Raw genomic sequence first — 12442 nt, forward strand, 5'->3', positions numbered from 1 at the left:
TCCGCCACGCTCACGCAGGCCGCGCTGCCTCCTCTGCCACGAGAGCCCCCGCGGTGGTCAGGGGACGTTTGAACCCCTCGTGGGACTGCGCGTATCCGAGCGAACGGTAGAAGCGGTGGGCGTCGGGGCGCTCCTTGTCCGAGGTGAGCTGGGCGAGCGCGCACCCGCGCTCGACGCCGCGCTGGTGCGCGTGCGCCATGAACAGCCGCCCGACACCGCGGCCTCGAAGCGCGGCGTCCACGCGGGCGGCCTCGACGAGCAGGCGGGTCGCGCCGTTGCGGGAGATCCCCGGCACGAAGGTGAGCTGCATCGTTGCCACGATCCGGCCCTCGTGCTCGCCGACGACCAACTCGTCGTTCGGGCTTGCCTGGATCGCCTCGAACCCGGCGACGTGCGCGGGGCCGAATGATCCGGTCCGGGTCGCGGCGACGGAGTCATCGGCGATGAGTTCGACGGCGCGGTCCAGGTCGGCGCGGGTGGCTGCGCGGAAGGAGATCACAGGGGTTCGGGTCACGGGCGAACCGTAGCGCGGCCCGTGCGCGGAGTGCCGTGCCAGCCCCGATCGCTCCCTCCACGCAGTTCGCCCGATGGCCGAGACCCGGATCGTCTGGCCTTCTCGCTACGCCGTCCGGCACAGCGGCAGCGCCGCCGCGACGAACGCCTGCGCCTGCTGCCCCCAGAGCCTTCGCGTCTCGCACGAGGACTGGATCGCGGCCTGCTCGACGACGGCGACCGCCCGTTCGAGCTCCTCGACGTCGGGCGCGCCGATGCTGACGAGCCCGGTCGCCCGCAGGACGCCGTGCCCGGCGGTGAGGTCGGCCTCCTGTTGGAGGACGTCGGTGTTCTCGGCGGACTGGCCTGCGTCTTCGATCTGCCCGATCTTGGCGCGCTGGGCGGCGTCGGAGATGTACTCGGTCTTCTTGCGGCGTAGGTCGCGGGCGGCGACGTCGGCGCGCACCGGTGTGAACAGCATCGTGAACGCGCGGCGCACGCCCGAGCCGAGGAGGAGGGGTGCGAGGAAGCCGGGGTAGACCTGGGTGCGGGGCCATTCGGAGATCCAGAGCACGGCGTGGTGGGCGGAGTCGGATTGGAGGGAGCCCCACGACTCGGCGACCGAGACCGGCCCCGCCGAGGCGAGGTCGCGGCCAAGTGACCCGTGGCGTTCGAGGGCTGCGGCGACTGCCGGGTCGTAGGCCGAGCGGAGCACGAGAGCAAGGTCGGCCGGATCGAGGGGCGCCGTCGGAGGGAGATCCGCGGAACGGAGAGCGGCGGTGAGAGTCTCGATCTCCTGGCGCAGCACGGCCGCCGAGCCGCGCATGCCACCACCCGCCGCCCGGATCGTGCGTGCGGCGGCCTTCAGATCGAGGCTCAGCGAGATGGTGGTCGCATGGCGTTCGCCGGCAGGGCCGGCGTGGGCGACGAGGTCGGCGTACATGCTCGCGGGCCAAGTGCCGTCGGCGCGACCGTGCTGGGCCCACCATGCGGTCAGGCCCTTGCCGGAGTCGGGCAGGGTGCGCTCGCACAACTGCAGGGCCGCGATCCGCCCCGACCGGCACGCCGTGGCGAGAACGCGGCCCCAGCCAGTGGTGCGGCGCTGTTGCTGGGCGGGGTCGAGCAGCACGAACGACGGGTGCTCGATGCCGAGGATGGCGGTGAGCGTGTTCGCGTGCGGGTCGTGGACGTACGCGGCGCCCGTGCCGGGGTCGACAAACTGGCGCAGTCGGGCGGCGTCGCCAGGCAGGGCGAGGGTTCCCGCGGGGCGTAGGCGGGAGACGTCGTGGTGGAACACGAGCTGGCCGGCCACACTCCGGCGCGCCCAGCCAAACCCGATCGGCGCCCAGTCGACGACGGTGCGGCCACCGACCTTCACCCACGCGACCGCGCAGCACGCCGCCGCGAACGGTGTTGCCCAGGCGAGTCCCGCGCCGCCGACGGTGAAGCCGGCGATGAGTGCCGCAGCGGCCAGGGCGAGGACGACGAGTTGCGTTGCCGACTGTCCCAGGAGGATGCCGCGGTGCGTGAGCCTGGAGAACTGGACGGGCTGCAGCTCGGTCGCCGGCGGGCCGGTGAGAGTCATCGGTCAGCTCTCCTTCGGGGTGGACGGCGTCGTCGTCGGCGGTGTCGTGGCTGGGCCGGGGTTGGGTCGCGCCGTCGTCGTCGTCGTCGGCGATCGGGACCCGGTGGAGCCGGTGTGCTGTTCCGCAGCGCCGGCGAGGGTGGCGCCGGCCTTCGGGCCGGCGGTCGCGGCACCTTTGAGCAGGTTGGCGCCGGCGACCGCGGCAGCGCCGACGCCGGTGGCCGCCGCAGCACCCGACGCCGCGCCGGCGGACGCACCGCTGGCGCCCGTGGCACTCGGCCCGGGAGGTGCGCCCATGGAGCCGGTGCGGTTGCCCAGGATCTTCATCGGGGGTGATGACAGACGCGGGGTCGGCATGGGGATGTGCCGGTTGAGGGAGTGCTTGGCCTCCTGTTCGGCGGACATCGCGTGGTACATGTCGAAGCCCATGAAGTTGATGACCTTGTAGGTCATGTACGGGGCGAACCCGGCGATGAGCATGAGGACGACGGCGGTGAGCGGCTCCGAGAGTGACGCGAGGTCGCCGCTGATCGGTGTCGATGCCTGCGCGGCGGCGAGCAGGAACATCACGACGATCACGAGTTTCGACAGCGCGAGCGCGATGACGAACGACGCCCACCGCGAGCCCCAGGAGCGGGTCGCGTCCCAGATGCCGCCCGCCATCGCCATCGGTGCGAACGCGACCGCGAGCAGGAGCAGCGCCTTGCGGACCAGAAGGCTGATCCACAGGATGAACGTCGCTCCGATGGCGGCGGCCCCGACGAAGATCGCGAACAGGAACGTCAGGCCGGGAGCGGTCATGGCGGCGACCCCGCCACCGAGGAACACCAGGGCGACCCGTTCACCGAGTTCCTCCATCGTGGTGCCGGCGGCCTCGACGATGGCGATGCAGAGACGGTCGACGACCTCCAGCAGGGTTGCGGTCAGGGTCAGCGCGACGAACGAGCCGAGCATCGCCTTGCCCAGACCGAGTGCCGCCCGGGCGAGAGCACCCGGTTCGCGGCGCAGCATCCCCGTGATCAGTTGCAGCAGGAAGAAGCCCAGCATCATGACGACGGCGATGCCGAACACGAGGTTGTAGACCCTCACGTACTCACCGGACGTCACGTCGACGAACGTCGTCGTGGACATCAGCGACCACATGCCGCGGAACAGGGACGCCGCACCCTTCGCGACGACGTCGCCCAGCGCGCCAATCAATCCGTCCGTGACCGCGTCGCCGACCGTGCCGCAGACGCCGGAGATGATCGGCACATCGCAGATATTCATCGGACCGGCTCAGACCGACTGCCCGACGTCCCAGAAGAAGTTCACGAGCGTCACGCTCGCCCCGCACACCGCCGCAGCGACGACGCCGATCAGGACGCCCTGCTTCCCGCGGCCCGACATGTGCGGGTTCGACGTCTGACTGCCGAACGCCCACACGATCGCCGAGATGATCACCGCAAGGACCGCCAGGATCAGGCCGACCGTCATCACGGCGCCGACGATGTCGCGCAACTGGGCGATGCCGGGCAGGCCCGAGTCGTTCGGGGTGATGTCGATCGCGCCGGCGGTGATCCGCAGTAGTGAGCTGCGAGCGTCGTGCATGGTTCCTCCCGGTTTGGACATCTCGCCGGGAAGGTGGGCTGGACCCACTGCGTGGTGCCGCAGCGACGACGGTCGTCCAGACATTGAGCGTCACAACGTGTCGTGGCCCGCGTTCCACTTCGATCACTGTCACCGGATGCCGTGGAGTTGGCGCATGACAAGTGCAGATAACCCTGAGGTCGCTGCCGAGACCGAAGGCCAGAGCCACGACGAGACCCACTTTGGGCAGGACGACCTGACGCCTGCTGTGTCGCCGAAGAGACGCGTGCCCGCGTGGCTCACACGAGAGACCGGCATCGCCGCGGCCGCTGGCGTTGCGCTTGGCGTGGTGCTCACGCTCGCGGTACCCGTGCTTGCCTCGGGGATCGGTGGAGGCGGGGGTGCTCGGCTGAACGCCGCCGCGGAGACCTGCGGTTCTCCTTACGGGATCAGCGTCGAAGACGGGGGCAGGACGCTCACGTTCGACATGGCGGGCGAAGAGGACTTGATCGGCGCCTCGTTCTCGGACATTCAGTGTCTCTTTGACGAACTCGAACTGCCCGAGCGGATCAACGACCACATGGCACAGACGACATCGATGGATGGGCGTCAAACCGCAAACTGGGATGGCTTCGAGGTCCAATGGAGCTACCACCCGGACCGTGGGCTCGATGGAATGATCTTCTTCGAAGACTAGGCCGACCGCTATAGCCCCATGCCGAGGTTGATCAGCCAGTTCGCCAGGGCGATCCCACAGCCGGTCAGTGCTGCGCCGCCAAGGCCGAGGAACACACCGGTGCGCGCGCGCTCCGCCTGGTGCCAGTTTGCCCCGTGCACGGCGAGCGCCCACCAGACGCTGCAGGTGACGATCGTCGCGACGGCGGTGATGAGTGCGACCGTGAGCAGCGCGCCGACGACGGTGTAGAGGCCCGAGCCGTCTACGGCCCAGGGGTCCGGCTTGACCGGCCCGGTCACGCTCATGCCGAGCACCCCGCTGGCAGAAGCGTCTCGGTCGTGGTGTCCGTCGCGCCCGCTGCCGTCAGCCAGGGCACCGGGTCGATCGCGGCGGCGGATGCTCCGCCCGGGTGGACTTCCAGGTGGAGGTGCGGGCCGGTGGAGTTCCCGGTTGACCCGACTTCGCCGATCTGTTGTCCCGCCCGCACGATGTCGCCTGCCGTGACGTGGATGCCGCCGTCGCGGAGGTGCCCGTAGATGGTCACGACGGTGGCGCCGTTGATGGTGTGCTCGACCTCGATGTGGTTGCCGAGTCCGCCGCGCGGGCCGACGGTGAGGACGCGCCCGTCGGCGACGGCCAGGATCGGGGTGCCCGGGGCTGCGGCGTAGTCGGCTCCCGCGTGGAGCCTCCGGATGCCGGTGACGGGGTTGACCCTCATCCCGAAGTTGGACGTGTGGGTCCAGGTTCCCGGTGGCAGGGGGAAGACGATGGCCGTGGTCTCCGCGCGCATGCCACCCGACGGCGCTGGGGTGGTCAGCGCGTCGAGGATCGCGGCGGCGACCGGCTCGAAGGTGGCGTACCTGTCGGGGTAGGCGGAGACCTCGACCGCTTGCGCGGCGGCGCTCGGTGCGAGCGAGTCCCAGTTGGGGATGTCGAGCAGTCCGCGAGGGGAGCCGTGGTTCGGTCCGGTTGGTCCGCCGAAGAAGGCGCGGGCTTGGTAGGTCGGGTCCATGAGTTCGGCCGGGGTTCCCCAGCCCGCCAGGGGTCGCATCTGGAACAGGCCGATGGAGTCGTGGTCTGAGCCGTCGCCGTCGTGGGGGAGTGCTGCGGTTTGCGGGTAGGTGCTGGTGTTGGCGAGCATCCGCAGCCGGGACTCGGTGAGGGCGGCCATGAGTGCGACGACGATGCCGTCGCGGCCAACGCCGTCGATGGCGTTCCCGACCGTGATGATCGTGGCCGCGTGGCCGAGCTGTGTGGCGTCGAGTCGGACGGCGTCGCCCGCCTTGGTCGTGGCGTCGAGCGACGAGGGGACGTTCCTCACGATGACCGCACCGCAGGACTGCCCGGCGAGTGTGGCGGTCAGGAGCGGGATCGTGATCGCGCACGCTCCCGGCCCGAGGAGTACCCCGGCCAGCACCGCAACACCAACGAGGCGACGCATGGCGAGTCACCGCAGCGGGTTGTCGAGCTGCGAGATGCGCAGCAGGTAGCACTGGGGGTACGTCGGCTCGCAGACGGCGAAGACGGTGAACGCGACGTCGAACTGGACGTGGACCGGCTCGCCGTCGTCGACCCCGGTGCGGTGCCGCACCCCGGTGACGGTGTACGCCGTCGTGCCTGGGGCGAACCCTTCGCCGGACTCGGCGACGGCCTGCGCCCACAGTGTCGGGACGACGACGGAGGTGATCTCGATCCACTGCCTCGTGCGGTACTGGCGAAGTGACGCCCAGGTCTGATCGGTGGGGAGGTACATGGTCAGGTCGGAGACGAGGCCGGGGGACTCCACCCCGGTCGGGTCGGCCACCGCGAGGAGGCGTCCCTTGTGCTCGGCGAGCGATGTACCCCGGGCGGTGTCCCAGTCGAACAGTGCTCGGGCAACGTCACCGGCGAACCGTTCACCGTCCGCGCGTGGTGGGAGTGGGGCGAGATCGGCATCTGGTGGGGTGGGGGTACGTTCGCCCAGCGCGGGAGAAGCGCCCGCTGCGGCGGTCGGCGCCGGTGGAGCGTTCCCCGGCAGCGGGCCGGCTGCGCCGTCGTCAAGAGATGCGAGGAGGCCGGTGAGGCCGGCGCCCAGGACGAGCACGGCACAGCCAGTGAGGAGAACGCCCCTGCGGGTGATGCGGGTCTGGCCAAGCATCGGGGCGCTCCCGTCAGGCGCTTTTCGGGTTGGTGGGGCGTGCGGTCCGGCGTGAGACGAGCGCCTCGCGGATGTGCTCGATCTCCACGCAGACGGCGAGGAACTCGTCGAGCTCGGTGGCGGTGAGTTCCGATGCGAGCTGGTCGACGTCGTACTGCCCCTCGCTGCCGACGAGGTCGTGGAACGTCGCGACGAACGCGTGCGTCGACCGCTTCGGCGCGGCCTCGGGCTCCTGGGGCGACTGCTGCGTGGTGGTGGGGCGGCGAGAGACGGGACGCGGCGTCGACGGATCATCGGACGACGGGACGACCTTGAGCCTGGGCCGGGCCGTGGGCTGCGGATCGGGCGTCGCCGTGAGGTTCTTGATGGCGTCAGCGACGCGGTTGTAGGCGGCCCGTGATGCCGCACCGGCCTCGACGCGGGCGAGTTCCGCGATGGCCATTTGCCGGATCTCTTCGGGTTGCGACTCGTCCTCGGCGAGGTGGCGGAGCTTCGCGGTCGCCTCGTGGTTGGAGTAGCTCGCCGAGCCGGTGACCTGTTCGGCGGCCTGGCGGCGTGAGTCCCATGGCCGTTCGCCGGCGCCGAGCGAAGGGGCCGTCTGCGGTTTCGCCCATTGAGCGAAACCATGTTTGTCCGTTTTGTTCGCGCCGAACTGGGTTGCTGCCCGCCGACGGCGTCCGTCGTCGTCGATCAGCGCCCGGAGCTCCTCGTACAGCTTCGACGCCTCGATCGGGCTCAGGGGTTTGCGCTGTGCGTTCTCCTCACGTTCGGCGAGCAGCAGGTGCAGTTCGTCCGAGAGCCCAGACCTCACGGTGACGCGGATGGTCGACCGCCCCAGGCGGCGCACCGCCTCCAGCCGGCGTCGCCCGCAGATCAGCAGTCCGTCGGGCGAGATCGTGATGGGCTGCAGCAGTCCAAGGTCGTTGATCGACGCGGCGAGGGCGTCGATGTCGCCGAGATCGTTGCGGTGCCGGGTGCCGACCCGGATCGAGTCGATGGCCCGTTCGGTGTCGAGGTGGCCGTGGTCAGTCACTGTGCTCTCCTTCGGTGGGGGCTCCTGCGACGAGCGGCCGGACGACGTCGTCGATCAGGAGCAGATCGCGGGCGGACATCCCCGCGAGGACGGCGTGGAGGGCGCCGCGGCCCGCCCACGTGTTCGCCTTCTCGGGGTTCTGGCTGCCGAGCAGGCAGCGGAGCATCGCCAGCCAGGACCGCTGGCTGATGTCGAGCTGGCTTCGGGTCGTGGGGTCGCGGCGCAGGTACTCGTACGCGGTGCCGCGTGACGTCGAGTCCGCGAGCCGGCCCACGACCAGTTCGATACCGGTCTCGGCGACGTCCCGCGCCCAGTCGCACACCCGGAACACCTCGACCAGCACCTGGACCCCCCGGTCTACAAGCCCCTTGGCGGTGCGGGCAGCGTCGTCGAAGTCGACCGACGTCGTGAGCGCGGGGAGGTCGTCGGCGAGGCGCTCGCGCTCGCCGAACCGGTACGCGTCGTGGTGTGAGGAGACGTCGCGCTTGCGGGCGCGGTCGGGGCTGCACAACAGGCCACGGCCGCGCTCCTCAGCGATGATCGCCCGCTGCACCGCGCGGGTCAGCGCACCCCACGGATCGAGCGCCTCACGGACCGAGCGGGTGCGGAGGTTCTCGAGGGCGATCGGTGCGACGTCCTCCGCGTCGAGGTGATGAGTGCGGGCGAGGGCGCCGTACTTCTTGATCGTGAACAGCAGCAGGTCGGCTGCTTCTGCGTCGTGCCGCCATACGTCACCACCGGCGCGGTGGAGGCGGAGCAGCAGTCGCCGGAGACCTTCCGGTGACTCGTAGGCGGGTGACGTGTTCATTGGCCTAGTGCCTCACCGGGCGGGACCGCCGACGGCGGTCGATGAGAACGCCTGTGCATAACGTGGCTCGTCGACACCCTTTGTGCCGCGTTCCGTGTCGCGGTCACCGGGGCGCGGCGACCGCGCCGGACCAGCTCGGAGAACAGGTCCACGCCCCGGCGGGCGACCGTGTTGCTCGCCCGCGCGGGGAGATCCGCGATCCGCGCCCACGCCAGCCCCGGCCTGTCCGACGACGGCGCCGCCGACGTCGGCGACACGCGGACGGACTGCGACGGGTCGCGGTGGACCGCGAGCGGGGACCGCTCCGGGCGAGGGGCCGGGGGTGCGGACTTCGGGTGCTCTAGGTGGTGCTCGAACGGGTCGGGCTGGTTCATGGGGTCACCGCCTGTGGTGGCTCGGCGCGGCGGGTCGGGCCGCTCGGGGTGGTGGGGGCTGGGGGTCGGCGAAAGGTGGACCGGATGGTCGCGGCGATCTCCGCCGGGGTGAGGCCCGCGGCCTGCGCGGCCGGGCCGAGCGCGCCGAGCGTGGACGCGTGGTCGAACTGCGCGTCGCGCATCTGCCGGGCGGCCCAGAACAGGGCGTAGTTCCGGCCGCCCTCGGGGACGGTCCGCAGCCAGTTCGCGATCGCGGTGGGGTCGGTGCGCCGCTGCGGCACGGGGATGCCGACGGCGGGCGCCCGGCGGGCTGCCCTGTACCCCGGGTCGACGAAGGCGTGCAGGGCTTCGGCGTCGATCGGCCGTGGCCGGTCCTGGGTGACGGCGCTCAGCGCGTATGCGACGGCCTCGCCGTCGCGCTGGACCACCGACGGTGGCACGACGACGTAACCGCCGTCGCCACGAAAGTCGACGTGCGCGGCCGGGCTGGACCACGAGCGCTGCTCGGTGCCCGCGAGGTGTGGGTAGTAGGCATGGAGCCCGCCCGATGGAGTGCGCACCATCCAGGCGAACCCGTCGACGAGCCAGGCCCGCCGCGCCGCGTGAATCGCGGGGAAGCCCGTCTGGCTGCCGTGGACGTCGACGTCGACGACGTCGAGCCCGGACGCCTGGCCGGTGGGCATGCCGATGTTCGCCCGTGGGGTGACCCGCCACCACGCCGCCAGACGTTCGGGGTCGGTCGTCGCGTCGAGGAAGCCGTGCTCGGTCAACGGGCGCTTGGCGCCGGCGACGCACGGGAAGACGGGTAAGCCTGCCGCGGCGAGGGCGAGTGCTGCCTCGGCGACCGTGTGCGGTCCGTCAGGTCCGAAAACGCGGACGACTTCGGCGGGAAGACTGCGCTGGACGTGTTTCATGCCCGCGACGGTGCAGGGGCAACGTCACCATCTTCGTACCCCCTGACCGCAAACGGGCAGGGGGCACATGATGTCGGGGCAGGTCACGGCACGTACCCCCGGAGAAGGGAGTCGGCCGGCACACGCGTGCGCACAGGCCGAATGACTCCCTGGCTCGTGCGCAAGCCACGAGGATGTGCGCGATGTTGAACGCACCTCCTGGGTATCTGCTGAGTGAGGCGGGGCCAACCGAGTGTTCTCGGTACCGGACTGATCGGGTCAGGCGGTGTTCGCGTGGGTGGCGATTGGCCACCAGTGTCGGTCGCGAAGCGGGCTTTCTTGGTCCGAGATTGAGAGCCACTGGCCTTGGATCCTTGGCTCGCCGTGTGCAGCCCAGACGCTGAAGTGGGCGTTCGGCGTCGGCCAGGGGTAGTCCGCGTCGGGGGTGTCGACGATGTTGCGGATGAACCCGACGAGCGTCACGGCGGCGGGTTCGCCGAGGATGTCGCGCGTCAGGAGTTCTGCGGTGGTGCGTCCGTCGTCGAGGTCGGGGACGGTGCGGGTCGGCAGGTCGGGTTTCCCGGTGTCGTCGCGTGCCACGCAGAAGACGTGGTCGCCGCGCTGGATGAGTAGTCGGACGAGTCCGGTGGGTGCGGGCGCCGCGCCCCCCGGGGAGTAGACGGCGTCTGCTCGGTTCCCCGGTGGAAGCCAGGGTGCGTTGGGGGTCGTGCTGATCCGCTCGGGCGCGGTGGGTCGAGTGATCCCGCTTTCGGTCGCCATCACGCGGGTGAGCAGCGGCAGGAGGTGCGCGTCGGCTAGGTCAAGCCGTGCCGCCTCGGCCAGCGTCACGAAGGCCAGCTTGTCGTGCTCGTCCGGCGCTCGGTTTCTGATGGCACCGTCCCATTCGTGGACGACGAACACGTCTATCTCGTAGTCGTCGGTCTCCACGTGCGCGGCGGGCCGCCCCGCGCGGGCGGTGATGCCGAGTTCTTCGCGAAGCTCACGCGACAGGGCGGTTGCCGGGGACTCACAGTCCTCGACGTGGCCACCGGGAAGATCCCAGACGCCCGGGCACCAGCGCCGGGTGCGTGAGCGGAGGCAGAGCAGCACCCGATCGCCGTCGATGAGCACGGCCGCTGCGATCCGATCTCTCACGGCCGCATTGTGCCACCCGCGAGGTCAGCCGAGCCCGATGCAGTAGGCCATGGCGGCCTGCTGGACCGGCAGCAGGGGCGCCCTGAACCCGCCGCCAACGGGCCGGTGCCGCGGCTGCGGTCCTAGCCGAGCCGGAGATCAGCCGGTCCGGCGGTAGGGCGAGACCGGAGCCCGGGTCCAGCCGCAGCGGGTGTCACCCGGTCGCGGGAGACTCGTGCGACAACGCCGCCGGTATCCCTCGCGGCGCCGGCGCACGAGTCGTGCACCGCAGTGGTGCACAAACTAGAGGCGCGACTCGATCGCGGCCCGGACGACGTCCTCGGCCGGAGCGTCGTCGGACGTGATGACGAAGCCGGGTCCGAGGACGCGCCACCATCCACCGCCGGTCGGCGTGACCAACACGTCGCCACTCAGGACGTTCGGGTCGAGGGCGTGCGCCGCGGCGACCCCGTGAACGACCTGCCTGTAGAGCGTCCACGGCGTCTCAGTCTCGAAACGGGTTGGCGCCGTGCGTGCTCGGCTGGTCTGGGGAAACAGCCCGACGCAGGCGCGTTGGAGGGCCGGGGCCCAGGCGAGGCCAGCGAACCCGTCGAAGGGGTCGCCGGTGTCGACGAGGCGTTCGTACGTCGCGCCGATCCATTTCCTCGAGGAGTTGGGCGTCGTGGTCTGCGGCGGAGCGTCGCGACGGTCCAGTTGGATCGCGACCAGCGCCCGCCACCATCGCAACCAGTCCCGACCGACAGCCTTCAGGTCTTCGCCATCGAGGATCGCCGAGGCCGGTGGACGAACGAGTAGCGGGGGTGGGACGTCGTCGGACTCGACGACCAAGCCGGTGGCGTCACGGATCCACAGTGCCGCGCTGAGCATGTGGTCGTCGCCAACTCGAAGGCTCCACGACGGCCTGTTCGCGAACCGCATAGTTGGAGTGTCCAGGATCAGCGCCGAGGCCGCTTCGCGATTCGCGGGCTACCTGGTCGCAGGAGTGTCACGCAGGTCCGGCGACGCGACGTTGGTCGTCGTAGAGAGGCACGCAGTGGCCGCGCGGCCGTCCGACCATGCGCCAGCTTCCATCTTCGACGGGTTCGAGTCCGTGGGCGGCGTACACCGGCACCAGGTCGCCGTGCCGGGCGATGAGGCCGAGGGTCCCGTCGGGTTCGGCGAGTTCCTCGGCGAGGCCGAAGATGATGTCCGCTCCTGGGAGGTCGCAACTCGGGCGTCGCGCGAAGCCCGTCCCTACCCAGTCGGCTGCGGGGACGGTCTGCTCCTCGGTGATGTGGCCGAGGTGTTTGGCCTTCCAGATGCTGTTCCGTGCGTGCAGCATCGACAGCCCGATCACGAGCAGGACCACGGCGAGCGGCATCACGACGGCAAAAAGCAGGCTCGCGAGCCGGGGCGCCGCCGCCCACAGTCCGACACCGAGCCCGACGGCGACTACGAACCCGACCGCCAGCAACACCGCGGATCGGACCTTGCTCCCGGGCTTCGTCTGCTGCCGGCGCAGGTTCGCGACGATGACGCGGTCCCGGTGCCATGTGCCCGGCGTGAGCGCGATCAGCGCGAATGGAACGGCCGTCACCACGGCCTCGATCCGACGCAGCCACGCCGGGTTCGGCCGGGTGGGGCGGCCGAGCCAGCGCGGGCTTTCACGTCGGGAGAAGGCGAGGGCCATCGTCCACGCGCAGCCCGGCAGGTCGCGCAGCCGCATGGGTCGCATGCCGTG

General features: G+C 70.8%; 14 protein-coding genes. 1 reads left to right on the forward strand and 13 read right to left on the reverse strand.

All coding sequences use genetic code 11. From position 1 onward, the window contains the following. Window positions 1-10: 10 nt before the first annotated feature. From EV386_RS04600 to EV386_RS04615, 4 genes are all read right to left on the reverse strand, one after another. Window positions 11-514 carry a GNAT family N-acetyltransferase gene (locus tag EV386_RS04600; protein WP_242607825.1) on the reverse strand — a complete coding sequence of 168 codons (504 nt, stop codon included), beginning with the start codon at window positions 512-514 and terminating at the stop codon, window positions 11-13. 105 nt (window positions 515-619) lie between these two features. Next, a complete protein-coding gene (locus EV386_RS04605) occupies window positions 620-2077 on the reverse strand; it encodes an SCO6880 family protein (protein ID WP_130412748.1) in 1458 nt (485 codons plus the stop codon). 3 nt (window positions 2078-2080) lie between these two features. Continuing rightward, complete coding sequence (locus EV386_RS04610; protein WP_242607826.1) at window positions 2081-3331, reverse strand: conjugal transfer protein TrbL; 1251 nt, start codon at window positions 3329-3331, stop codon at window positions 2081-2083. 24 nt (window positions 3332-3355) lie between these two features. Then, the gene (locus EV386_RS04615) at window positions 3356-3667 is read right to left on the reverse strand and encodes a DUF6112 family protein (RefSeq protein WP_130412752.1); all 312 of its coding nucleotides are present in this window, start codon (window positions 3665-3667) and stop codon (window positions 3356-3358) included. Window positions 3668-3821: 154 nt separating this feature from the next. Here EV386_RS04615 and EV386_RS04620 point away from each other — a divergent pair, with 154 nt between their 5' ends. Beyond that, complete coding sequence (locus EV386_RS04620; RefSeq protein ID WP_130412754.1) at window positions 3822-4343, forward strand: hypothetical protein; 522 nt, start codon at window positions 3822-3824, stop codon at window positions 4341-4343. A gap of 8 nt (window positions 4344-4351) precedes the next feature. On the opposite strand, the gene EV386_RS04625 is transcribed toward EV386_RS04620, so the two are convergent. The 9 genes from EV386_RS04625 to EV386_RS04670 all read right to left on the reverse strand — a co-directional run bounded on the left by EV386_RS04625 (window position 4352) and on the right by EV386_RS04670 (window position 12436). After that, the gene (locus EV386_RS04625; RefSeq protein ID WP_130412756.1) at window positions 4352-4627 is read right to left on the reverse strand and encodes a DUF6112 family protein; all 276 of its coding nucleotides are present in this window, start codon (window positions 4625-4627) and stop codon (window positions 4352-4354) included. Further along, a complete protein-coding gene (locus tag EV386_RS04630; protein ID WP_130412758.1) occupies window positions 4624-5763 on the reverse strand; it encodes a M23 family metallopeptidase in 1140 nt (379 codons plus the stop codon). The genes EV386_RS04625 and EV386_RS04630 overlap by 4 nt, the downstream gene beginning before the upstream one ends. A 6-nt stretch (window positions 5764-5769) precedes the next feature. After that, window positions 5770-6126: a hypothetical protein gene (locus tag EV386_RS18650; RefSeq protein WP_242607827.1), complete on the reverse strand. Its 357-nt coding sequence runs from the start codon at window positions 6124-6126 to the stop codon at window positions 5770-5772. Window positions 6127-6472: 346 nt separating this feature from the next. Further along, window positions 6473-7492: a ParB N-terminal domain-containing protein gene (locus tag EV386_RS18475; RefSeq protein WP_130412762.1), complete on the reverse strand. Its 1020-nt coding sequence runs from the start codon at window positions 7490-7492 to the stop codon at window positions 6473-6475. Further along, the gene (locus EV386_RS04645) at window positions 7485-8300 is read right to left on the reverse strand and encodes a serine/arginine repetitive matrix protein 2 (RefSeq protein ID WP_130412764.1); all 816 of its coding nucleotides are present in this window, start codon (window positions 8298-8300) and stop codon (window positions 7485-7487) included. Before EV386_RS04645 ends, EV386_RS18475 begins: the two co-directional genes overlap by 8 nt. 370 nt (window positions 8301-8670) lie before the next feature. Next, the gene (locus EV386_RS04650) at window positions 8671-9588 is read right to left on the reverse strand and encodes a bifunctional DNA primase/polymerase (RefSeq protein WP_130412766.1); all 918 of its coding nucleotides are present in this window, start codon (window positions 9586-9588) and stop codon (window positions 8671-8673) included. A gap of 258 nt (window positions 9589-9846) precedes the next feature. Next, complete coding sequence (locus EV386_RS18480; RefSeq protein ID WP_278025417.1) at window positions 9847-10722, reverse strand: NUDIX domain-containing protein; 876 nt, start codon at window positions 10720-10722, stop codon at window positions 9847-9849. A 282-nt stretch (window positions 10723-11004) separates the two neighbouring features. Further along, window positions 11005-11640, reverse strand: coding sequence for a hypothetical protein (locus tag EV386_RS04665; RefSeq protein ID WP_130412768.1), 636 nt, complete (start codon window positions 11638-11640; stop codon window positions 11005-11007). Window positions 11641-11707: 67 nt separating this feature from the next. Beyond that, the gene (locus EV386_RS04670) at window positions 11708-12436 is read right to left on the reverse strand and encodes a hypothetical protein (protein WP_130412770.1); all 729 of its coding nucleotides are present in this window, start codon (window positions 12434-12436) and stop codon (window positions 11708-11710) included. Window positions 12437-12442 lie beyond the last annotated feature (6 nt).

Source organism: Xylanimonas ulmi, assembly GCF_004216535.1.
GTDB lineage: Bacteria > Actinomycetota > Actinomycetes > Actinomycetales > Cellulomonadaceae > Xylanimonas > Xylanimonas ulmi.